This window comes from Pseudomonas sp. MYb193 (genome assembly GCF_002966775.1).
GTDB classification, from domain to species: Bacteria; Pseudomonadota; Gammaproteobacteria; order Pseudomonadales; family Pseudomonadaceae; genus Aquipseudomonas; species Aquipseudomonas paracarnis.
This window is the reverse complement of the sequence record NZ_CP023269.1, coordinates 5,979,583-6,001,665: the sequence shown is the minus strand read 5'-3', so window position 1 is coordinate 6,001,665 and position 22,083 is coordinate 5,979,583. Positions and strand designations below refer to the sequence as shown.

22 protein-coding genes and 1 pseudogene are annotated in these 22,083 nt (G+C 60.7%); 13 read left to right on the top strand and 10 right to left on the bottom strand.

Annotation, left to right across the window (positions count from 1 at the left end):
- Positions 1 to 81: 81 nt before the first annotated feature.
- Positions 82 to 726 (top strand): orotate phosphoribosyltransferase, encoded by a 645-nt coding sequence (pyrE, locus tag CLM72_RS27685; RefSeq protein WP_105228962.1) that lies wholly within the window; start codon positions 82 to 84, stop codon positions 724 to 726.
- 166 nt (positions 727 to 892) lie between these two features.
- On the opposite strand, the gene argB is transcribed toward pyrE, so the two are convergent.
- The 4 genes and pseudogenes from argB to coaBC all read right to left on the bottom strand — a co-directional run bounded on the left by argB (position 893) and on the right by coaBC (position 5,148).
- Entirely contained in the window at positions 893 to 1,798 is a 906-nt protein-coding gene (argB, locus tag CLM72_RS27680; RefSeq protein WP_003213275.1) for an acetylglutamate kinase, read from the bottom strand.
- Positions 1,799 to 1,817: 19 nt separating this feature from the next.
- Positions 1,818 to 3,224, bottom strand: a pseudogene (locus CLM72_RS27675) (phosphomannomutase/phosphoglucomutase); the annotation flags it as partial.
- A 254-nt stretch (positions 3,225 to 3,478) separates the two neighbouring features.
- Positions 3,479 to 3,934 (bottom strand): dUTP diphosphatase, encoded by a 456-nt coding sequence (dut, locus tag CLM72_RS27665; RefSeq protein ID WP_054919777.1) that lies wholly within the window; start codon positions 3,932 to 3,934, stop codon positions 3,479 to 3,481.
- A gap of 5 nt (positions 3,935 to 3,939) precedes the next feature.
- On the bottom strand, positions 3,940 to 5,148 hold the full coding sequence (gene coaBC, locus CLM72_RS27660) for a bifunctional phosphopantothenoylcysteine decarboxylase/phosphopantothenate--cysteine ligase CoaBC (RefSeq protein WP_054919730.1): 1,209 nt from the start codon (positions 5,146 to 5,148) through the stop codon (positions 3,940 to 3,942).
- A gap of 142 nt (positions 5,149 to 5,290) precedes the next feature.
- Between coaBC and radC the strand changes: the two genes are divergently transcribed.
- A complete protein-coding gene (gene radC / locus CLM72_RS27655; protein WP_034129091.1) occupies positions 5,291 to 5,965 on the top strand; it encodes a DNA repair protein RadC in 675 nt (224 codons plus the stop codon).
- A 55-nt stretch (positions 5,966 to 6,020) separates the two neighbouring features.
- On the opposite strand, the gene CLM72_RS27650 is transcribed toward radC, so the two are convergent.
- Positions 6,021 to 7,613, bottom strand: a complete 1,593-nt coding sequence (locus CLM72_RS27650) for an ABC transporter substrate-binding protein (RefSeq protein WP_105228961.1) — start codon at positions 7,611 to 7,613, stop codon at positions 6,021 to 6,023.
- A gap of 457 nt (positions 7,614 to 8,070) precedes the next feature.
- Here CLM72_RS27650 and rpmB point away from each other — a divergent pair, with 457 nt between their 5' ends.
- On the top strand, positions 8,071 to 8,304 hold the full coding sequence (rpmB, locus tag CLM72_RS27645) for a 50S ribosomal protein L28 (RefSeq protein ID WP_003176907.1): 234 nt from the start codon (positions 8,071 to 8,073) through the stop codon (positions 8,302 to 8,304).
- 11 nt (positions 8,305 to 8,315) lie between these two features.
- Positions 8,316 to 8,471, top strand: coding sequence for a 50S ribosomal protein L33 (gene rpmG, locus CLM72_RS27640; RefSeq protein WP_003176906.1), 156 nt, complete (start codon positions 8,316 to 8,318; stop codon positions 8,469 to 8,471).
- Positions 8,472 to 8,542: 71 nt separating this feature from the next.
- Here rpmG and CLM72_RS27635 read toward each other — a convergent pair whose 3' ends face one another.
- Positions 8,543 to 8,905: a cupin domain-containing protein gene (locus CLM72_RS27635; RefSeq protein ID WP_105228960.1), complete on the bottom strand. Its 363-nt coding sequence runs from the start codon at positions 8,903 to 8,905 to the stop codon at positions 8,543 to 8,545.
- A 230-nt stretch (positions 8,906 to 9,135) separates the two neighbouring features.
- Between CLM72_RS27635 and CLM72_RS27630 the strand changes: the two genes are divergently transcribed.
- Together CLM72_RS27630 and CLM72_RS27625 are read left to right on the top strand one after the other, a co-directional pair.
- Entirely contained in the window at positions 9,136 to 10,629 is a 1,494-nt protein-coding gene (locus CLM72_RS27630; protein WP_003195472.1) for an aldehyde dehydrogenase, read from the top strand.
- A 176-nt stretch (positions 10,630 to 10,805) separates the two neighbouring features.
- Positions 10,806 to 11,948, top strand: coding sequence for an MFS transporter (locus tag CLM72_RS27625; protein ID WP_105228959.1), 1,143 nt, complete (start codon positions 10,806 to 10,808; stop codon positions 11,946 to 11,948).
- 126 nt (positions 11,949 to 12,074) lie between these two features.
- On the opposite strand, the gene CLM72_RS27620 is transcribed toward CLM72_RS27625, so the two are convergent.
- On the bottom strand, positions 12,075 to 13,643 hold the full coding sequence (locus tag CLM72_RS27620; protein ID WP_105228958.1) for a phospholipase D family protein: 1,569 nt from the start codon (positions 13,641 to 13,643) through the stop codon (positions 12,075 to 12,077).
- Between the two features lie 61 nt (positions 13,644 to 13,704).
- Complete coding sequence (locus tag CLM72_RS27615) at positions 13,705 to 15,129, bottom strand: PLP-dependent aminotransferase family protein (protein WP_089041523.1); 1,425 nt, start codon at positions 15,127 to 15,129, stop codon at positions 13,705 to 13,707.
- Positions 15,130 to 15,295: 166 nt separating this feature from the next.
- On the opposite strand from CLM72_RS27615, the gene CLM72_RS27610 reads away from it, so the two are divergent.
- Positions 15,296 to 15,520, top strand: coding sequence for a DUF1127 domain-containing protein (locus CLM72_RS27610; protein ID WP_105228957.1), 225 nt, complete (start codon positions 15,296 to 15,298; stop codon positions 15,518 to 15,520).
- On the opposite strand, the gene CLM72_RS27605 is transcribed toward CLM72_RS27610, so the two are convergent.
- Positions 15,521 to 16,813: an FAD-binding oxidoreductase gene (locus CLM72_RS27605; RefSeq protein ID WP_105228956.1), complete on the bottom strand. Its 1,293-nt coding sequence runs from the start codon at positions 16,811 to 16,813 to the stop codon at positions 15,521 to 15,523.
- Positions 16,814 to 16,928: 115 nt separating this feature from the next.
- Here CLM72_RS27605 and CLM72_RS27600 point away from each other — a divergent pair, with 115 nt between their 5' ends.
- Entirely contained in the window at positions 16,929 to 17,282 is a 354-nt protein-coding gene (locus CLM72_RS27600; protein WP_003195461.1) for a YkgJ family cysteine cluster protein, read from the top strand.
- Between the two features lie 71 nt (positions 17,283 to 17,353).
- Here CLM72_RS27600 and CLM72_RS27595 read toward each other — a convergent pair whose 3' ends face one another.
- On the bottom strand, positions 17,354 to 17,842 hold the full coding sequence (locus tag CLM72_RS27595; protein WP_003176896.1) for an Lrp/AsnC ligand binding domain-containing protein: 489 nt from the start codon (positions 17,840 to 17,842) through the stop codon (positions 17,354 to 17,356).
- Between the two features lie 156 nt (positions 17,843 to 17,998).
- Between CLM72_RS27595 and dadA the strand changes: the two genes are divergently transcribed.
- The 5 genes from dadA to CLM72_RS27570 all read left to right on the top strand — a co-directional run bounded on the left by dadA (position 17,999) and on the right by CLM72_RS27570 (position 22,036).
- Positions 17,999 to 19,300: a D-amino acid dehydrogenase gene (gene dadA, locus CLM72_RS27590; protein ID WP_054896021.1), complete on the top strand. Its 1,302-nt coding sequence runs from the start codon at positions 17,999 to 18,001 to the stop codon at positions 19,298 to 19,300.
- Complete coding sequence (locus CLM72_RS27585; RefSeq protein ID WP_105228955.1) at positions 19,272 to 19,625, top strand: RidA family protein; 354 nt, start codon at positions 19,272 to 19,274, stop codon at positions 19,623 to 19,625. The genes dadA and CLM72_RS27585 overlap by 29 nt, the downstream gene beginning before the upstream one ends.
- Before the next feature lie 79 nt (positions 19,626 to 19,704).
- The gene (gene alr, locus CLM72_RS27580) at positions 19,705 to 20,778 is read left to right on the top strand and encodes an alanine racemase (protein ID WP_105228954.1); all 1,074 of its coding nucleotides are present in this window, start codon (positions 19,705 to 19,707) and stop codon (positions 20,776 to 20,778) included.
- A gap of 116 nt (positions 20,779 to 20,894) precedes the next feature.
- Positions 20,895 to 21,443, top strand: coding sequence for a cupin domain-containing protein (locus CLM72_RS27575; RefSeq protein WP_014720470.1), 549 nt, complete (start codon positions 20,895 to 20,897; stop codon positions 21,441 to 21,443).
- A 182-nt stretch (positions 21,444 to 21,625) separates the two neighbouring features.
- Positions 21,626 to 22,036: a cytochrome c5 family protein gene (locus tag CLM72_RS27570; RefSeq protein ID WP_034129081.1), complete on the top strand. Its 411-nt coding sequence runs from the start codon at positions 21,626 to 21,628 to the stop codon at positions 22,034 to 22,036.
- Positions 22,037 to 22,083: the final 47 nt, after the last annotated feature.

Here is a 22,083-nt window from a genome sequence, read left to right as displayed (position 1 = left end):
AATGGCCCCAAAAATCGCGTGCGTGTATGATACACGCCGTCCACCCAATTAGCTAAATCCGTGGTATCTGAGGCTTTTTTCATGCAGGCGTATCAGCGCGATTTCATTCGTTTTGCCATCGATCGCGGCGTTTTACGCTTCGGTGAGTTCACCCTCAAGTCCGGGCGCACCAGCCCGTACTTCTTCAATGCGGGCCTGTTCAACTCAGGTTCGGCCCTGGCTCAGCTGGGCCGTTTCTATGCGGCAGCCATCGTTGAGAGCGGTATTTCCTTCGACGTACTCTTTGGCCCGGCCTACAAGGGTATTCCCCTGGCAGCGGCGACGGCGGTAGCCCTGGCGGAGCATCACGGGCAGGACTTGCCGTGGTGTTTCAACCGTAAGGAAGCCAAGGCCCATGGTGAAGGTGGCAGCCTGGTCGGCGCGCCATTGGCCGGCGATGTGCTGATCATCGATGACGTGATCACCGCGGGTACTGCTATCCGTGAAGTGATGCAGATCATCGCTTCCCAGGACGGCGCCAAGGCTGCCGGTGTGCTGATCGCCTTGAACCGCCAGGAGCGCGGCAACGGTGAGTTGTCGGCGATCCAGGAAGTGGAGCGTGACTTCGGCATTCCGGTGGTGAGCATCGTGTCGTTGAACCAGGTGTTGCAGTTCCTGGAAGACGACCCGCAGCTCAAGCAACATTTGCCGGCTGTGCGTGCATACCGCGAGCAGTTCGGCGTCTGACACTGAATCCTGTGGGAGCGGGCTTGCCCGCGATAGCGGTGTGTCAGGCGGTGCATTTTTGCATGTACTGCCGTCATCGCAGGCAAGCCAGCTCCCACATGTGAACTGTTTACAAACAAAAGGCCCCGCTCAATTCAATTGAGCGGGGCCTTTTGCTTTGCAGCGATCAAGGACGCTTGCGGTTACTGATCAGCGTGCCCACACCGGTATCGGTGAAGATTTCCAACAGGATTGCATTTGGCACGCGGCCATCCAGGATCAGCGAGCTGCCGACGCCGCCCTGCACCGCTTCCAGTGCGCAACGGATCTTCGGCAACATGCCGCCGTAGATGGTGCCGTCGGCGATCAGGTCGTCTACCTGCTGGGTAGTCAAGCCGGTCAGTACCTTGCCTTCCTTGTCCATCAAGCCGGCGATGTTGGTCAGCAGCATCAGCTTTTCAGCCTTCAGTGCTTCCGCCACCTTACCGGCTACCAGATCGGCGTTGATGTTATAGGACTCGCCATTAGCACCCACGCCGATCGGCGCAATTACCGGGATGAAGTCGCCCTTGACCAGCAGGTTGAGCAAATCGGTGTTGATGCCGATGACTTCGCCCACCTGGCCGATATCGATGATTTCCGGCTGGGTCATTTCGGGTGTCTTACGGGTAACGGTGAGCTTTTTCGCGCGGATCAGCTCGGCATCCTTGCCGGTCAGGCCGATGGCGCTGCCGCCGTGGCGGTTGATCAGGTTGACGATGTCTTTGTTGACCTGGCCGCCGAGGACCATTTCCACCACGTCCATGGTTTGCGCGTCAGTGACACGCATGCCATCGATGAAGTGACTCTCGATCGACAAACGCTTGAGCAGGTCGCCAATTTGCGGGCCGCCGCCGTGGACGACCACGGGGTTGATCCCCACAGCCTTCATCAGCACGATGTCGCGGGCAAAGCCGGTTTTCAGCTCATCGCTTTCCATGGCATTGCCGCCGTACTTGATCACCAGCGTCTTGCCGACGTAGCGTCGAATGTAAGGCAACGCTTCGGACAGGACCTTGGCGGTGTTGGCAGCGGCTTCGCGTTCGAGGGTCATTCAGGGCTCCGGGCAAAAATCAGAACGGTAATTGGAGATCAGGGGCAACACGTTTCAACTGGGCGTGGAACACGTCCTTGATGCGCTGCAACTCAGCCTCGGTATCCGCCTCGAAACGCAGGACCAGCACCGGTGTGGTGTTGGACGCGCGAACCAGGCCCCAGCCTTTGGCGTAATCGACTCGCACACCATCAATGGTGGTCAGGTTGGCGCCTTCACCCCATTGCGCATCGTGCAATGCGTCAATGATGCTGAATTTGCTCTCCTCGGTCACATGGATATTGATCTCTGGTGTAGAAATATCATTCGGGAAGGTCTGAAACAGCTCTTCGGCCGTGGATTTCTCCTTGCTGAGGATCTCCAGCAGGCGAGCGGCACTGTAGATACCATCGTCAAACCCGAACCAACGTTCTTTGAAGAACACGTGACCGCTCATTTCACCGGCCAACAGCGCGCCGGTTTCCTTCATTTTCTTTTTGATCAACGAGTGACCGGTCTTCCACATTAGCGGGCGACCACCGTATTCCTTGATCAATGGCGTCAGGCGACGAGTGCATTTCACATCGAAGATGATCTCGGCGTTGGCATTGCGTGCAACCACGTCTCGAGCAAACAGCATCAACAGGCGGTCCGGGAACACGATCTCGCCGGTTTCGGTCACCACGCCCACACGGTCGCCGTCGCCATCGAAGGCCAAGCCGACGTCGGCGCCCACTTCCTTGACCTTGGCAATCAGGTCTACCAGGTTTTCCGGCTTGCCTGGGTCCGGGTGATGGTTGGGGAAGTTGCCGTCCACTTCGCAGAACAGTGGGATCACTTCGCAGTTCAGGGCTTCAAGCAATTGCGGGGCAATCACACCCGCTGCGCCGTTGCCGCAATCCACCACGACTTTCAAGCGGCGGGCGAGCTTGACGTCGCGAGTGATTTCATCGGAGTAGCGTTGCAGGATGTCGACTTTGGTGATGCTGCCGGTGCCGCTGGTCAAGTCGTTGGTCTTCAGGCGGGTGTGCAGGGCCTGGATCTGTTCATTGGCCAGGGTGTCGCCAGCGATGACGATCTTGAAGCCGTTGTAATCCGATGGGTTGTGGCTGCCCGTGAGCATGACCCCGGATTTGCCCGCCAGTACGTTGGCGGCGTAGTACAGCGCGGGGGTTGGCACCAGGCCGACGTCGCTGACATGGCAGCCGCTGTCAGCCAGGCCCTGGATCAGTTGCTCGACCAATTCCGGGCCGGACAAGCGGCCGTCACGGCCTACCGAGACGTTGGGTTCGCCTTGGGCGAGGCTCTGGGAGCCGATGGCGCGGCCGATCCAGTAGGCGGTTTCGGCGGTCAGGGTCTTGGGGACCACACCACGGATGTCATAGGCGCGAAAAATGCTGTCGGGAAAGGTCGGGGCTACGCGGGCTGCGGTACTCATTGCGGGGGAAACTCCATCTGAAAGGGGGCAAGGCGGGCCTGATGTGGCTGGCCGGCAGGCTCAAACTGAAGGGTATGACGGCGTTTTCGGCAGAGAGTTCGTGGTGTAAAAATGCCATCGGCGCTTCGGTCTCGGCATTATTTTTACGTAATCCTTTGATTTCATTATAGAAATCTCGATGATCATTTCCGCGCATTCTTTATCCTGAAAGGCCGGGCGGCGGTGCGTGGCCGGACGATTGCGCCCGGCCACGTTCAGCTTAGTCAGTGACTGCCGGAATGCCCAAAACCGCCTGCACCACGTTGGGTTTCGTCGAATTCCTGTACCAATTCGAAATGCGCCTGCACCACCGGCACCAATACCAACTGGGCAATGCGCTCGCCGACGGCGATGTTGAAAGCAGTCTGGCCACGGTTCCAGCACGACACCATCAACTCGCCCTGGTAGTCGGAGTCGATCAGGCCGACCAGGTTGCCGAGCACGATGCCATGTTTGTGACCCAGGCCGGAGCGCGGCAGGATCAGCGCCGCCAGGCCAGGATCGCCGACATAGATCGACAGGCCAGTGGGAATCAGGATGGTCTGGCCCGGCTCAAGGACGGTGTCTTGCTTGAGCATGGCGCGCAGGTCCAGGCCGGCGGAGCCCGGCGTGGCGTAGGCCGGCAGCGGAAAGTCGTTGCCGAGGCGTGGGTCGAGAATCTTGGCTTGCAAAGCGTGCATGGACATTAAACCTGGTTCAGCCGTTGGGCGATAAAAGAGATCAGTTGGCGGGCAATCTTGCCCTTGCTGGTCTGGGCGAAAAGGGTGGCGTGCAGTTCACGGTCGATCACGCTGCACGCATTTTCCTCGCTGTTGAAGCCGATGCTCGGGTTGGCGACATCATTGGCAACGATCAGGTCGAGGTTTTTGTCTTTCAGTTTGCGTGCGGCGTAGTCCAGCAGGTGCTCGGTCTCGGCAGCGAAGCCGACGCTGAACGGACGGTCCGCACGGGTAGCGATGGTGGCCAGAATGTCCGGGTTACGCACCATTTGCAGGAGCAGGCCGTCGCCGCTCGTAGGGTCTTTCTTGAGCTTCTGCGGGGCCACGACCTCCGGGCGGTAATCCGCAACCGCTGCCGAGGCGATAAACAGGTCGCAGGGAATGGCGGCTTCGCAGGCCGCCAACATGTCCCGGGCGCTGACTACGTCGATACGCGTAACGCGATCAGGGGTCGGCAAATGTACCGGGCCGGTGATCAGTGTGACCCGTGCGCCTGCCTCGACCGCAGCTTCTGCCAACGCGAAGCCCATTTTTCCTGAGCTATGGTTGGTGATGTAGCGCACCGGGTCGATGTTTTCCTGGGTCGGGCCGGCGGTGATCAGCACGTGCTTGCCGGTCAGGGCCAGATGCTGGAAGCACTCGGCGGCGCATTGCGCGAGGTCCGTTGCTTCGAGCATGCGGCCCAGGCCGACGTCGCCGCAGGCCTGGCTGCCGGAAGCCGGGCCGAACACCTTGAGGCCGCGGGTTTGCAGGAGTTGGGTATTGGCCTGGGTGGCCGGATCGCGCCACATGGCCTGGTTCATGGCCGGTGCGATAGCGACGGTGGCGTCGGTGGCCAATACCAGGGTGGTGAGCAGGTCATCGGCAATGCCCTGGGCCAGGCGGGCGATCAGGTCGGCAGTGGCCGGGGCTATCAGCACCAGGTCGGCCCATTTGGCCAGTTCGATATGGCCCATGGCGGCTTCTGCGGCCGGGTCCAGCAGGTCGAGGTGAACCGGGTGGCCGGACAACGCTTGCATGGTCAGCGGGGTGATGAACTCACTGCCACCACGGGTCATGACCACGCGCACCTCGGCGCCCTGGTCCAGGAGCCTGCGAACCAACTCTGCGCTCTTGTAGGCGGCAATGCCGCCGCCGACGCCGAGAACGATGCGTTTCCGATACAGACGCTGCATTGGTTTGCCTTTCCAGTTCAGTGATGCCAGTTCAATGACACCTGCGATGACCCCTCCCCAGGTGAAATCGCAGGCAAAAAAGAGGGCCCTACGATAACACAGCGCCCGCCGGGCAACAGCGGAGCAGATACAGGGAGGTGGGATGAGTATTCGTGATTGGCCCGTGGCAGAGCGTCCACGGGAGAAGTTATTGGAAGGCGGCGCGGCGAGCCTGTCCGATGCCGAGCTGTTGGCGATCTTCCTGCGTACGGGGGTGGCCGGCCGAAGTGCGGTGGATCTGGCGCGCCATCTGTTGGCGCAATTCGGTGGCCTGCGCCCGTTACTGGAGGCCAGCCAGACGCTGTTCAGCCAGCATCTGGGGCTGGGGCCGGCGAAGTTTGCCCAGTTGCAGGCGGTGCTTGAGATGTCCCGGCGCCACCTGGCCGAGCGCTTGCGGACTGACTCTGTGCTGGAAAGCCCGCTGGCCGTGCGCGAGTACCTCAAGGCACTGCTGCGCCATGAGCCCCATGAGATCTTCGGCTGCCTGTTCCTGGACTCCAAGCATCGGGTGCTAGGGTTCGAGGTCATGTCCCAAGGCACGATCGACGCTGCGATTGTCTACCCGCGACAGGTGGTCAAGCGCGCCTTGGCGTACAACTCGGCGGCATTGATCCTGTGTCATAACCATCCGTCGGGAAGCACGGAGCCCAGCGCGGCTGATCGAAAATTGACCAAGCTGCTGCAAAAGGCGCTGGACGTGGTGGATGTGCGGGTGCTGGACCACATCATCGTGGGGGATGGTGACCCCCTGTCGATGGCTGAATACGGTTGGCTTTAGAGCGGCAGCGGCCAGGTTCAAGCTGCAAGCTTCAAGTGGGCTTGCAGCTTGCTGCTTAGGGCTTGAGGCTGACTTTCGAATAGTCCTGGCGCCCGAACGGGCTTACCTGGTACCCCTGGATGTTCTTGCGGGTCAAGGCAAACGCCGTCGGATGCGCCAGTGGCAGCCACAGCGCCTGTTGCTGGATCTGCGCCTGGGCCTGCTGATACAGCTTGCTGCGCACACCTTGCTCACTGGTGGTTTTGCCCGCATTGATCAACTTATCCAGGGTGGGGTCGCAATAGCGGGCAAAGTTGGTGCCGGACTTCACCGCGGCGCAGGAGAACTGCGGCGTCAGGAAGTTATCCGGGTCGCCGTTGTCCCCAGCCCAGCCCATGAACAGCAAGTCGTGCTCGCCGGCCTTGGCGCGGCGGATCAACTCGCCCCATTCGATCACGCGAATCTCGGCCTGGATGCCAACCTTGGCCAGGTCGGCCTGCAACAGTTGGGCGCCTAGGTTCGGGTTGGGGTTCAGCAGGCTGCCGGTAGGGCGGGTCCATATCGTGGTTTTGAAACCGTCCTTGAGCCCGGCGCGGCCCAGCAACGCCTTGGCTTTGGCGAGGTCCTGCGGGTAGCCTGGCAACTCTTTGGCATAGCTCCAGGTGTTCGGCGGGTAGACACCGTTGGCCGCTTCGGCGGTGCCTTCGAACACGGCCTTGAGGTAGCTGCCCTTATCAAAGGCCAGGTTGATCGCCTGGCGCACTTCGGGCTTGTCCAGTGGTGGGTGCTGGCTGTTGATGGCGACGAACGCGGTCATGAAGGCTGCGGTTTTTTCCACCTTCAGCGCCGCGTCTTTTTCGGCCTCGCCCACATCCAGAGGCTTGGGTGACAGGGCGATCTGGCATTCATCGCGGTGCAGCTTCTGCAGGCGTACGTTGGCGTCCGGGGTGATGGCGAAAATCAGGTTGTCCACCGCCGGTTTGCCGGCGAAGTAGTCCGGGTTGGCCTTGTAACGCACCACGGCATCTTTCTGGAAACGCACGAACACAAACGGGCCGGTGCCGATTGGCTGGCTGTTGAGCTTCTCGGGTGTGCCGGCCTTGAGCAATTTATCGGCATATTCAGCCGGATAGATCGACGCAAAGCCCATGCTCAGTGCTGGGAGGAAGGTGGAATCGGCATGGTCGAGGGTGAAGCGCACGGTCAGTGGGTCAAGGGCGTCGATTTTCTTGACCAGTGCCGGCAATTGCAGGGATTGGGCGTGAGGAAAGCCGCTCTGGGCGATCTTGTGCCACGGGTTGGCCGGGTCGAGCATGCGCTCGAAGCTGAAGCGTACATCTTCGGCCGTCAGGGTGCGGCTTGGGCTGAAATAGCTGGTGCGATGGAATTTCACATCGGGGTGCAGTTTGAAGGTGTACGTCAGCCCATCGGGCGACACTTCCCAGCTATCTGCAAGGCTCGGTACCAACTTGCCACTGGCCGCGTCGAATTCCACCAAACGGTTCATCAGCACGTCGGCCGAGGCGTTGGTGGTGGTCAGTGAGTTGTACTGCACCACATCGAACCCTTCGGGGCTGGCCTCGGTGCATACGCTCAAGTTGGTGGCCGCAACGGCCATCGGCGCAATAAAGAGAGGGGCAAGCAATAGCGGTAGGGCAGCGAGGCGCATATTCGGTTTCCTGTGCAGATCGAAGGCCCATCTGCGAGTGCAGTCTGGAAAAAGCCTACCGTAGAGGTCTGATTGATAAATGACTAGCCCATTTTTGCCTGTGCTTTTGGCCAAAATGCTGTTTTGATGGCGCCTCAGCGTGTTTCGCCGTGCACTTCCCTGTGACCGCAGGCGTTGTAAATCATTCTGTGCGACGAGCGGTCGGCTGTTACAGCGGCCCCTCCTGGCAGCGGTTCAGGCACTTGTGGCCAAGATTTACGCTGCTAAAAGTACACAGGTTGTTGTTGCACTGGGGTCTTTCTGGTATAAAGCAGCGCTCTTTTCTAGGGGCCCGGTTCCTTCACTGTAGGTGTAGCCGGTAAGACCCTAAAGAAACGCGGCGCCTGGCGCCAAATGACTGAGAGATTAAGCGGCCAACCCATGCCGGGTTGGGCATGTGGTTTTAGAGGGCTGAGGCATGTCGAGAGTCTGTCAAGTTACCGGTAAGGGTCCGGTGACTGGGAATAACATTTCCCACGCAAATAACAAAACCCGTCGTCGTTTCCTGCCGAACCTGCAGCATCACCGCTTCTGGGTTGAAGAAGAGAAACGTTTTGTTCGCCTGCGTGTATCTGCTAAAGGCATGCGTATTATCGACAAGCGTGGCATCACTGTCGTGCTGGCCGAAATCCGCGCCGCTGGCAAGATCTAAGGAGCTCTATCATGCGTGAATTGATTCGAATGATCTCTAGCGCCGGTACTGGTCACTTCTACACTACCGACAAGAACAAGCGTACTACCCCGGACAAGCTCGAAAAGAAAATGTTCGACCCGCGCGTTCGCAAGCACGTGATCTACAAAGAAGGCAAAATCAAGTAATTGATTTTCTTCCTTGTGAAAAAAAGCCCGTATCTCACGATGCGGGCTTTTTTTTGCCTGGGGTTTGGTGATCAGGCTTTCTCTTCAAACACCACGTAGATCTTGCGGCACGCTTCCAGCACTTCCCAGGTACCGCTGAAACCGGCAGGGACCACAAAGCGGTCGCCGGCGCGCAGGGTCTTGGCATTCCCCTCGGCATCGCGCAACACCGACACGCCTTGCACGATCTCGCAGTACTCATGCTCGGTGTAATTGACCTTCCACTGGCCCACGTCACCTTCCCAGACGCCAGCGTTCATCTGGCCGCATGGGCTGTTGTAGTGGTTGTAGAGTGTCTGCTCGGGATCGCCCTTGAGGATTTTCTCGGCGGCAGGGCGGTAGCGTTCGGGGGCGGTGTTGGCTTGGCTGAAATCGACGATGTCCTGGATGCTCATGTGCATTTCCCGTCTGGCCTGCGGTTGGAGAGCCCAAAGTCTATGTTTATTAAAATGAACATCGCAAGGGCGTTTGCCGCCGTTCTGTCAAATATATTGAAACATCCCCAGCCGCTGGTTTAGGGTGGCAGTTGCCTTGAGCCGAACAGCAGGCTGGCCGGGCAAGCATTCGTGATGGCGCCGGGATAAACCTCCCAGGCCCTTGTATTCAATAAGAGGAGGACACTCGCATGACCACCCTGACCCGTGCCGACTGGGAACAACGCGCCAAGGCTCTGAAAATCGAAGGCCGCGCCTATATCAATGGCGAATACACCGCCGCCGTTTCCGGTGACACCTTCGAATGCATCAGCCCGGTGGATGGGCGCTTGCTGGCCACTGTCGCCAGCTGTGATGCCAGCGACGCCCAGCGCGCTGTGGAAAATGCGCGTGCCACCTTCAATTCCGGTGTGTGGTCGCGCCTGGCGCCGGCCAAGCGCAAGTCCGTCATGATCCGTTTCGCCGCGCTGCTCAAGGCTAACGCCGAAGAGCTGGCGCTGCTCGAAACCCTGGACATGGGCAAACCCATCAGCGATTCCCTGAACATCGACGTCCCCGGCGCGGCGCAAGCCCTGAGCTGGAGCGGCGAGGCGATCGACAAGATCTACGACGAAGTCGCCGCCACGCCCCACGATCAACTGGGCCTGGTGACCCGCGAGCCCGTCGGTGTCGTTGGCGCCATCGTGCCGTGGAACTTCCCGTTGATGATGGCCTGCTGGAAACTCGGCCCGGCGCTGTCCACCGGCAACTCTGTCATCCTGAAGCCGTCCGAAAAGTCCCCGCTCACCGCCATCCGCATCGCCGCGTTGGCCGTTGAGGCTGGTATTCCAAAAGGCGTGTTCAACGTGCTGCCTGGCTATGGCCACACGGTAGGTAATGCTCTGGCGGTGCATATGGACGTCGATACCCTGGTGTTCACGGGCTCGACCAAGATCGCCAAGCAACTGTTGATCCGCTCCGGCGAATCGAACATGAAGCGTGTCTGGCTGGAGGCTGGCGGCAAGAGCCCGAACATCGTGTTTGCCGACGCGCCGAATCTGCAAGCGGCGGCCGAATCTGCCGCCAGTGCGATTGCCTTCAACCAGGGCGAAGTCTGCACCGCCGGCTCGCGCCTGCTGGTCGAGCGCTCGATCAAGGACACCTTCCTGCCGCTGGTGATCGAGGCCCTCAAGGGCTGGAAACCCGGCAACCCACTGGACCCAGCCACCACTGTGGGTGCATTGGTGGATACGCAGCAGATGAACACCGTGCTTTCGTACATTGAAGCTGGCCACGCCGATGGCGCCAAGCTGGTCGCGGGTGGCAAGCGCACCTTGGAAGAGTCCGGCGGCACCTACGTCGAGCCGACGATTTTCGACGGCGTGACCAATGCCATGAAGATCGCCCAGGAAGAGATCTTTGGCCCGGTCCTGTCGGTGATCACTTTCGACAGCGCCGAAGAAGCCATCGCGATCGCCAACGACACCCAATACGGCCTGGCTGCGGCGGTGTGGACGGCGGATATCTCCAAGGCACACCTGACGGCCAAGGCTCTGCGCGCCGGCAGCGTGTGGGTTAACCAGTACGACGGCGGCGACATGACTGCACCGTTCGGTGGTTTCAAGCAGTCGGGTAATGGCCGCGACAAGTCGCTGCATGCATTCGACAAGTACACCGAGCTGAAGGCGACCTGGATCAAGCTCTAAGCAACACGGCTGATCCCCCCTGTAGGAGCGAGCCTGTGTGGGAGCTGGCTTGCCTGCGATAGCATCACTGAGGTGTGGCTGACACACCGAGGCTGTATCGCAGGCAAGCCGGCTCCCACATAAGCTCGCTTCTACAGTTCGTTTTGCGAACCAGAATTATCCACAGGAGCGTGGCAATGCGTTGGGCGACTTATTTCGCCGTGCTGGCGTCGGTACTCAGCGTTGGCCTGGCCCTGGGTGTCAGCATGCCGTTGGTATCCCTGCGTCTTGAAGGCTGGGGTTATGGCAGTTTCGCCATTGGCGTGATGGCGGCGATGCCGGCATTCGGCGTACTGCTGGGGGCCAAGGTCTCCAGCCGCATGGCGTCCTGGCTCGGCACTGCCAACCTGATGCGCCTGTGCCTGTGGGCCGGTGCGGCGTCCATCGGCTTGCTGGCGATCCTGCCCAGCTACCCGGTGTGGTTGGTGCTCAGGCTGATGATCGGGGTGATCCTGACCATCGTATTTATCCTGGGTGAAAGCTGGATCAACCAATTGGTGGTCGAGCAGTGGCGTGGCCGCCTGGTGGCGCTCTACGGCTGCAGTTATGCCTTGAGCCAACTGTCGGGGCCGTTGCTGTTGGGCCTGATTGGCACCGACCATGACTACGGATTCTGGGTCGGCGCGGGCCTTTTGGTGCTGGCGCCGCTGCTATTGCTGGGACGTACCGGCGCGCCGACGGCGGATTCGTTCAGCGTGACCTTTGGCGACCTGTGGCGCTTTTGCCTGGGCCTGCCGGCGATTGCCTGGGCCGTGGCGTTGTTTGCTGCGTTTGAAGCGATGATCCTGACGCTGTTGCCGGTGTACTGCCTGCAGCAGGGTTTTACTGCCGAGATCGCCTTGGCGATGGTCAGCACGGTGGTGGTGGGCGATGCGTTGCTGCAATTGCCCATTGGCGCGCTGGCCGACTATCTGCCGCGACGTACCCTGTTTCTGGCCTGTGCACTGCTGTTGCTGGCGTCGAGCCTGGCGGTGCCGTTATTGATGCACACGTTGCTGATCTGGCCGGTGTGGGTGCTGTTCGGTGCCAGTGCCGGTGGGTTGTTCACCTTGTCGCTGATTTTGATTGGCGAGCGCTACCGCGACGATGCGTTGGTGCGTGCCAACGCTCACGTGGCGCAGCTGTGGGGTATTGGCTGTCTGATCGGGCCGTTGGTGGCGGGGGCGGGCAGCCAGTGGATCAGCGGGCATGCGCTGGCGCTGTTGATGGCGGCCGGGGCGCTGGGGTTGGTGGTGCTGTTGCTGCGCCAGGGGGCTTTCGGCGCTACGCAGCCGGCCTGACCTCGAAATGCAATCAATTGTGGGAGCTGGCTTGCCTGCGATAACGGGTTGCCCGTCGCTTATGTGTTACCTGGCACACCGCTATCGCGGGCAAGCCCGGCTCCCACAGGTGATGTGCAGTGTTTTTTAGAGCATGCGTTCCAGGCCAACGCGTGTGGCGAACCAGGCATTGAACCGTCTCCACCAACTGCCCGGTTCGCGGGTCAGGGTGTGCATCTGGCCGTTGTCTTCTGTCACCCACACCACTTGGCCGTCCTGCAGTTTGGCCTCATAGCTCAACGCCGGCGCCATACCTTCCAGCGCCAGGTTGCGCACGTGTTCGGCCAGCTCTGGGCTGTCCACCAGTACGCCGACTTCGGTATTCCACAACACTGAGCGCGGGTCGAAATTGAACGAGCCGATAAACGACTTTTCTCGGTCGAAGATCATCGCCTTGCTGTGCAGGCTGGAGTCCGAGCCGCGCAAGCTGCCATGCCGAAACAGGTGCGGGCCGCTGCTTGCGCTGGGGTCGCCCGGTTGCCGGCGCAGCTCATAGAGCTTTACCCCGTGCTCCAGCAGCGCCTTGCGATACGGCGCATAACCGCCGTGCACGGCCGGTACGTCGGTGGCTTCGAGGGCGTTGGTCAGCAGGCGCACCGAAACACCCGCATCGGCACGCCCTGTGAGGTAGACCAGCCCAGGTTGGCCCGGTACGAAGTAAGCCGAAATCATGATCAGCTCATGGCTGACACCCGCCAGCTCTGGCGCCAGCTGAGTGGTCAGCAGCAGTCGGGGGTCGGGGTCGGCCTTGGCCAGTACCTTGCTCGGCGCGTCCCACAGCGCCTGGTTCCAGGCCCAGATCAACTCGCGGCGCCAGATGTCCATGCGGGGCTGGGTCTGGTAAGTGCGCAGGCGGTTATACAGCGTGTGGTTCTGCTGACGGGACTGAGCCAGGGAGGCTTCAAGGCGCCCGCGGGCGACGGCGAGGTCGACTTTGGAGGGTTTGTTCGAGACGAAGTCATCGATAGGTTTGCTCAAGGCGCTGTTCCAGTACTGGTCGAAGCTGTGACCCAATTGCTCGGCCACCGGCCCGACGCTGAGCATGTCGATATCGGTGAAATTCAGGTTCGGTTCGGCGTCGAAATACTCGTCGCCCAGATTGCGCCCGCCAACGATGGCCACGCTGTTATCGGCCAGCCACAGCTTGTTATGCATGCGCCGGTGTTGCAGTGACAGGTTGAATACACGGCCCATGGCGCGCGTGACGCCGGTGCTACGGCCCAGATGCAGCGGGTTGAACAGGCGTATCTGCACCTTGGGATGGGCGGCGAGGGTGGCGATGATCTGGTCGAGGCCATCACTGGTGGTGTCGTCCAGCAAAATCCGCACGCGCACCCCGCGGTCGGCGGCCTTGAGCAGTTCGTCCACAAGCATGCGTGTGCTGATGCCGTCGTGCACGATGTAGTACTGCAAGTCGAGGCTGGTCTGGGCGTTGCGAATCAACTCGGCGCGAGCCATGAAAGCCTCACTGCTGTTGGGCAGCAAGCGGAAGCCTGAGCGTCCTTGGTAGGGGGCGGCCTGGGCCTGGATCGAGCGACCGAACGAGGAGTCCTTCGCCGGCAGGGCATCGCTTGGGACGCGCGGGGTGTCGACCGTGGCGCAGCCGCCCAGGGCCAGGGCGCCCAGCAGGAAAAACGGTAAAAGCCGTCGAATCATCAAGGAAACTGCTTCCAGGTCAGGGCGGTTGTGGCATATGACGGCATTTGCTCGGGAAAGGTCAGTCCGCCGTCTCTTGCAGCATCTTGCGTGCAGCGGCACCTACCTTGCGCACGGCCTCTTCAATCTGCGGCGTTGGTTTGGCAGCGTAGTTCATGCGCAAGCAGTTACGGTACTTGCCGGAGGCGGAGAAGATACTGCCTACCGCCACCTGTACACCTTGTTCCACCAGCACGCGGTTTAGCTTCAAGGTGTCGAAGCCCTCCGGCAGCTCAATCCATAGCATGAAGCTGCCCTGGGGCCGGCTGGCGCGCGTGCCAGCGGGGAAATAACGGCTGACCCAATCAAGCATCAAGTCGCGATTACGCTGGTATTGGGTACGCATCCTACGTAAATGAGGCTCGAAATGACCGCCTTTGAGGAATTCGGCAATGGCAATCTGCGGCTGTGTGGCTGTAGAACCGGTGCTGATGTATTTCATGTGCAGCACCCGCTCCAGATAGCGTCCCGGTGCTACCCAACCAATGCGCAGGCCGGGCGCCAGGGTTTTGGAGAACGAGCTGCACAGCAGCACACGGCCGTCTTCATCGAAGGATTTGATGGTGCGCGGGCGTGGGTAGCTGTAGGCCAGCTCGCCATACACATCGTCTTCGATAATCGCCACGTCAAAGCGCTGGGCCAGGGTCAGCAAGGCGCGTTTACGGGCTTCCGGCATGATGTAGCCCAAGGGGTTGTTGCAGTTTGGGGTGAGCTGGATGACTTTGATCGGCCACTGTTCCAGCGCCAGTTCCAAGGCCTCCAGGCTGATGCCGGTGAGCGGGTCGGTGGGGATTTCCAGGGCTTTCATGCCCAGGCCCTTGAGGGTCTGCATGGCGCCGTGGAAGCTGGGCGAATCCACCGCGACGATATCGCCGGGCTCACAAATCGCGTGAATGCTGGCGGAGAGGGCTTCGTGGCAACCGGTGGTGATCACGATGTCTTCGGCGCTCAGTTGGCAGCCGGAGTCCAATGACAGCCGGGCGATTTGCTCACGCAGTTCCATACAGCCGAGGATATTGTCGTAATACAGCCCCGGCAGGTCTTGGCGCCGGCTGACACGGGCGAGGCTACGCAGCAGCGGCTTCAAGGTAGGCGACAATACATCCGGCATGCCTCGGCCCATCTGTATGACGTCTTTGCGCGGTACCGCACGAATCAGTTCCAGCACCAGGTCCCATTGGGAGATTTCCACTGGTCGTTGGGCCGGGCGGCCTATCTCGGGCAGTGCCGGCAGTTCACGGCCCACCGGAACAAAATAGCCCGACTTGGGCTTGGGCATCGCCAGGCCGTTGTCTTCGAGCAACCGATACGCCTGCTGCACGGTGCTCAGGCTCACCCCATGTTCCACACTCAAGGCCCGCACCGAGGGCAGTCGATCGCCCGGACGATAGAAGCCCTGTTCAATACGGGTGCCGAGCAATTCGGCGAGGTTGACGTAAAGGGTCATGGTGGTCGCTCCCGAGGGACCAGTACAGATAGGGGGAAAATACAGGATTCAGCCACGCAGAGGCAGCATCTGTATGTATTTATTAAAAGTTGGCTGAATCTGTAATGGTTCTGGCCGCCCGCGCATGCTGATCACTCAAGACAACAGGCCAATGAGGGGCAGTCAAATGAGCGGCATGAGCGATGTACGGCTGGCGTTACGCAGTCAGGAACTGGACGTGGCGCAGGAGCAGGTGATCACTGCCTCGGCGCCTGGCCGCTGGAGTCTGTTCTGGCGCCGTCGCCATACGCGCAAGGCCCTGCTGGACCTGAGCCGCGAGCAGTTACGCGACATCGGGCTGACCGCCGAGCAGGCGCGCCGTGAGGGTTTGAAACCCTTCTGGCGCGATTGATCAGAGCAGTTCTTTGAGGCGGTGCCAGAGCATCCCCAGTGCCAGCAGCGGCGAACGCAGGTGTTTACCGCCGGGGAAGGTGATGTGTGGCACCTGAGCGAACAGATCGAAACGCCCCTGTTGCTGGCCGCTGATGGCCTCGGCCAGCAGCTTGCCCGCCAGGTGTGTGGCGTTGAGGCCGTGGCCGGCATAGGCCTGGGCGTAATACACGTTGGGTTGATCGGCCAGGCGGCCAATCTGCGGCAGGCGGTTGGCGCCGATGCCGATCATGCCGCCCCATTGGTAGTCGATTTTCACGTCTGCCAATTGGGGGAATACCTGCAGCATCTTCGGCCGCATGTAGGCGCCGATGTCCTTGGGGTCTCGACCGGAGTAGTGGCAGGCGCCGCCGAACAACAGGCGGCGGTCGGCGGACAGGCGGAAGTAGTCCACCGTCACGCGCTGGTCACACACGGCCATGTTCTGCGGTAACAGGCGGGTGGCTTGCGCTTCGCTCAAGGGCTCGGTGGCAATGATGTAGCTGCCGGCGGGCAACACCTTGCCGCTCAGTTTCGGGTTGAGCCCGTTCAGGTAGGCGTTGCAGGCCAGTACCAGGGTCTTGGCGCGCACAGTGCCTTGGGCGGTATGCACCTTGACCTCAGGGCCATAGTCGATACGGGTCACTTGGGATTGCTCGTACAGCGCCGCGCCCAGCTGCTGGGCAACGGCAGCCTCACCCAGTGCCAGGTTCAGCGGGTGCAGATGGCCGGAACCCATGTCGATCATGCCGCCTACATAGCGATCAGAGCCGATTACCGTGCCCATCTCGCTGGCTTGCAGCAGGCGCACTTGGTGGCGGTAACCCAGGCTGCGCAGCTCTTCGGCATCCTCGGCCAGGCCCTGTAGGTCGCGGGGTTTGTTGGCCAGGTCGCAGTAGCCCCAGGTCAGGTCACAGGGGATCTGGAAGCGCTCCACACGCTCGCGCACGATCTCCACGGCTTCCAGGCCCATCAGCTTCATCTGGCGCACGCCGTCGCTGCCGATCACCTGGGTGAACTGATCCAGCCCGTGGCCGACACCGCGAATCAACTGGCCGCCATTGCGTCCGCTGGCGCCCCAGCCGATCTTGCGCGCCTCCAGCAACACCACGTGAAAGCCGCGCTCGGCCAATTCCAGGGCGGTGTTGAGCCCGGAGAAACCCCCGCCGATCACACAGACATCGGCGTTCACCTCACCCGTCAGCGTCGGGTAATCCGGTTGCGGCACGCTGCTGGCGGCGTAGTAGGAAGCGGTGTGCCGGGCGCTGGCGGTCATGGGGAACCTCCCTGTCTGGAAAATTTGACGCAGGATACAGGGGTCGCACGACGCTGTCTGCGCGGGGCGTTTTGCGTCAGAATCCACGTCTATTCGCCGTTCGGTATGGGTTTCGATGAGTTGCAACAGTCAGAAAATCAGCGCGCTGCGTCGCCAGATTCCTTCGTTCGAGTGCGTCCCCGGTTGCCACGACTGCTGTGGGCCGGTGACCACTTCACCTGAGGAAATGTCGCGCCTGCCGCGCAAGACCGCTGCCGAGCAAGAGGCGGCGATGGACGAGCTGAACTGCGTGCACCTGGGGCCCAAGGGTTGCACCGTGTATGACGAGCGGCCGCTGATCTGTCGCCTGTTCGGCACCACCAAGACCTTGCCGTGCCCTAATGGCCGCCGGCCAGTGGAGCTGATTCATCCGCGGGTGGAGAAGCAGATTCATGAGTACATGGCGAGTACCCGGCAGGTGCTGGTCTAGCGGATGTACTCGGTTAAAACTGTGGGAGCTGGCTTGCCTGCTCCCACATTTGACCGTGTTGTGTCAGTGGGTCAGTCAGGGATCGGCAGGTTCAGGCTCTCTTTCACCTCTTCCATCACGATATAGCTCTTGGATTCCCGCACATGAGGGAGTTTGAGCAGGATATCGCCCAGCAATTTGCGGTACGAAGCCATCTCCGAGATTCGCGCTTTCACCAGGTAGTCGAAATCACCCGACACCAGATGGCACTCCAGCACGTGAGGCAGTTTCAGCACGGCTCGGCGAAATTCTTCAAAGGTGTCACCCGACTTGTAATCCAGGCTGATCTCGACAAATACCAGCAAACTGCCCTTCAAATGCTGGGGATTGAGCCGTGCGTTGTAGCCCATGATGATCCCTTCGCGCTCCAGGCGCCGCACGCGCTCGGTGCAGGGCGTGGTGGACAGCCCGACCTTTTCCCCCAGCTCCGTGAACGAGATGCGCCCGTCGGTTTGCAGGATGCGCAGGATATTGCGGTCGATCTTGTCCAGCTCCCGCTTGGTCTGGGTGTTGGTACGCATAGGGGATACGCCTCTGTCAAAAGGGTTTTTGCCAAGAATTGTCGCCAAATATAGGCATTTATATAGTGAAATGCACTGCCGATTGTTTTTTACACTGCGCCCATCATTGCTCGAATAACACACGTCAGCGGCTGAGCCCGCGATGAGGATATAAAAATGCGCGTTCTGGTCTTGGGTAGCGGCGTCATTGGGGTGACCAGTGCCTACTATTTGGCGCGGGCCGGCTTCGACGTTGTGGTGGTTGATCGTCAGCCTGCCGCTGCCATGGAAACCAGTTTCGCCAACGCCGGTCAGGTGTCCCCTGGCTACGCCTCGCCATGGGCCGCGCCGGGTGTGCCGCTCAAGGCCATCAAATGGCTGCTTCAGCGCCACGCGCCGCTGGCGATCAAGGCCACTGCCGATATCGACCAATACCTGTGGATGGCGCAGATGCTGCGCAACTGCACGGCCAGCCGCTACGCGGTGAACAAGGAACGCATGGTGCGCCTGTCCGAGTACAGCCGCGACTGCCTCGACGAATTGCGCGCCGAGACCGGCATTGCCTACGAAGGGCGCAGCCTCGGGACTACCCAACTGTTCCGCACCCAGGCCCAGCTCGATGGCGCCGCCAAGGACATCGCCGTGCTGAAAGAGTCCGGCGTGCCATTCGAATTGCTCGACCGAGCCGGCATTGCCCGGGTTGAACCGGCCCTGGCCAGCGTCACCGATATCCTCGCGGGTGCCTTGCGCCTGCCCAACGACCAGACGGGCGATTGCCAGATGTTCACCACGCGCCTGGTCGAAATGTGCAAACAATTGGGCGTGGAATTCCGCTTCGAACAAGACATCCAGCGCCTGGACTACGCAGGCGACCGCATCAACGGTGTGCTGATCGACGGCAAGCTGGAAACTGCCGACCGCTATGTACTGGCCCTCGGCAGTTACTCGCCCAAGTTGCTCAAGCCATTGGGGATCAAGGCGCCGGTGTACCCGCTCAAGGGTTATTCGCTGACTGTGCCGATCACCAACCCGGCAATGGCGCCGACCTCGACCATTCTCGATGAGACCTACAAAGTCGCGATCACCCGTTTCGACAACCGCATTCGCGTCGGTGGCATGGCTGAAATAGCCGGTTTTGACCTGTCGCTGAACCCGCGGCGACGCGAAACCCTGGAGATGATCGTCAACGACCTTTATCCTCAGGGCGGCGATCTGGCCCAAGCCAGTTTCTGGACCGGCCTGCGCCCGACCACCCCGGACGGCACTCCGATTGTGGGTGCCACGCCGTTCAAGAACCTGTTCCTGAACACGGGCCACGGTACCCTCGGTTGGACCATGGCTTGTGGTTCCGGTCGCTTGCTGGCCGACCTGATGGCGAAAAAAACGCCGCAGATCAGCGCCGCAGGCCTCGATATTTCCCGTTATGGCAACCACCAGGAGTCCGCACAACATGTCAATCCAGCGCCAGCTCACCAATGAGCGCATGAGCCAGATCGTTGTCCACAGCGGTACCGTGTACCTGGCAGGGCAAGTTGGCGACGACATGAGCGCCGGGATTGAGCAGCAGACCCGTGAAACCCTGGTCAATATCGAGCGCTTGCTGGACCTTGCCGGTACCGACAAGTCCAAGTTGCTGTCGGTAACGATCTACCTGAAGGACATCGACGCCGACTTCGCTTTGATGAACGCGGTATGGGACAAATGGCTGCCTAAAGGCGTCGCCCCGGCCCGCGCCACGGTCCAAGCCAAGCTGTGCGAACCCGAGATTCTGGTAGAGCTGTCTGTCGTGGCTGCGCTGCCTTAACAATGATCCCTCTCCCGGTGCCGACGTTGTTGGTCGGCACCGGTTTTTTATTGACTTTGCTGCCTAGAAGCCTGCCGCCATGCGTCCAGCCCGTGCCCTGATCGATCTCCAAGCCCTGCGCCATAACTACCAATTGGCCCGAGAAGTCACCGGGGCCAAGGCCCTCGCCGTGATCAAGGCCGATGCCTACGGCCATGGCGCGGTGCCCGTGGCCCAGGCACTGGAGGCGCAAGCCGACGGGTTCGCGGTGGCGTGCATCGAGGAAGCGCTGGAACTGCGCGCCGCCGGCATTCGTGCCCCGGTGTTGCTGCTGGAAGGTTTTTTCGAAGCCGACGAGTTGCCGCTGATCATCGAGCAGGATTTGTGGTGCGTGGTGCATTCGTTGTGGCAGTTGGAAGCCATCGAGCAAGCTCGTTTGAGCAAGCCGCTGACAGTGTGGCTGAAGCTGGACTCGGGCATGCACCGTGTGGGCCTGCACCCCAAGGATTACCAGGAGGCGTATCAGCGCCTGCTGGCGAGTGGCAAAGTGGCGAAAATCGTGCTGATGAGCCATTTTGCCCGCGCCGATGAGCTCGATTGCGTCAGCAGCAACGAACAAGTAACGGTGTTTGAGGCGGCGCGCCAGGGGCTGGCGGCTGAGGTCAGCCTGCGCAACTCACCGTCTGTATTGGGCTGGCCGAGCGTGGCCAGCGACTGGGTGCGCCCCGGTATCATGCTTTACGGCGCAACGCCCTTTGGCGAAGACCAGGCCCTCGCCGCGCGCTTGCAGCCGGTGATGACCCTGGAGTCCAAAGTCATCTGCGTGCGCGAGTTGCCAGCCGGTGAGCCGGTGGGCTATGGCGCCAGGTTCGTCACGCCCAAGCCGATGCGCATCGGCGTGGTTGCCATGGGCTATGCCGACGGTTACCCACGTCATGCGCCCACCGGCACACCGGTGCTGGTCGCTGGCCAGCGCAGCCGACTGCTGGGGCGCGTGTCCATGGACATGCTGTGTGTCGACCTCACCGACTTGCCCCAGGCGGGCCTTGGTTCCACCGTAGAGTTGTGGGGCAAGCACATCCTCGCCAGTGATGTTGCCGTGGCCGCCGAGACCATCCCCTATCAGATTTTCTGCAATCTGCGCCGAGTGCCAAGGCTCTATAGCGGCGCTTAGCCGCCGGCAACGAACCGAGTACACCGGGATTTAGGCCCAAGTGTTGTAAATACTGAACGCTGTCGCCATGATAACGCTCAATTACAACAAAGCCTGAATCCTAGGAGGCTCCTGCATTGGACGTCGGCGAACGACTGCAATCCATCCGTAAACTCAAAGGTCTTTCCCAGCGTGAGCTCGCCAAGCGTGCGGGCGTCACCAACAGCACCATTTCGATGATCGAGAAAAACAGCGTCAGCCCCTCGATCAGCTCCCTGCGCAAGGTGTTGGGCGGTATCCCCATGTCCATGGTCGAGTTCTTCTCCGAAGAAGTGCTCCAGGAAATACCGACGCAGATCGTCTATAAAGCCAATGAGCTGATCGACATCTCTGACGGTGCCGTCACCATGAAACTGGTGGGCCGGGCGCGCCCAAGCCGGGCCATCGCATTTCTCAATGAAATCTACCCTCCGGGTGCCGACACGGGCGAAGAAATGCTCACCCATGAAGGCGAAGAAACCGGAATTCTGGTGGAAGGGCGCCTGGAGTTGGTGGTCGGTCTTGAAACTTTTGTGCTCGAAGCGGGCGATAGCTACTACTTTGAAAGCACCAGGCCTCATCGTTTTCGCAATCCGTTCGACGTGCCGGCGCGACTAATCAGCGCAGCCACACCCGCGAACTTTTAAGAATAGAGGCGCCCTGCCAGCGTTGCAGAGGTTCCCGCAGCTGTACACCGTGAGGCCGAATCTCCCTTTATTTAATAGGGTTGTTTCGGCCAGGCGGGCTAACCGTTATACTTTCGCCGCCTGCGAAACCGTGGCCGCAGGCGTGAATAGCCACCATTGAGGGTGAACGCGTGAACCTAATTATGAAAATGCTGGCTGCACCAGCAACCGTACTGGCCCTATGGGCTGTCAGCGCTCAAGCTGCGACCAATGATGACATTGCCAAGCGCCTGGAGCCTGTGGGCCAGGTTTGCGTCCAGGGCCAGGAATGCAAGGGCATGGAAGTTGCCGTGGCAGCCGGCGGCGGCGGCGCGAAAACCCCCGATGAGATCATCGCCAAGCACTGTAATGCGTGCCACGGCAGCGGCCTTTTGGGTGCGCCAAAAATTGGCGACACCGCCGCATGGAAAGAACGCGCCGACCATCAAGGTGGCCTCGATGGCATCCTGGCCAAGGCCATCACCGGTATCAACGCCATGCCGCCCAAAGGCACCTGCGCTGATTGTTCGGATGACGACCTCAAGGGTGCGATCAAGAAGATGTCCGGGCTGTAATCGGCCGATCTTCGTCAAAAATGCCGCTTACCAGCGGCTTTTTTGTG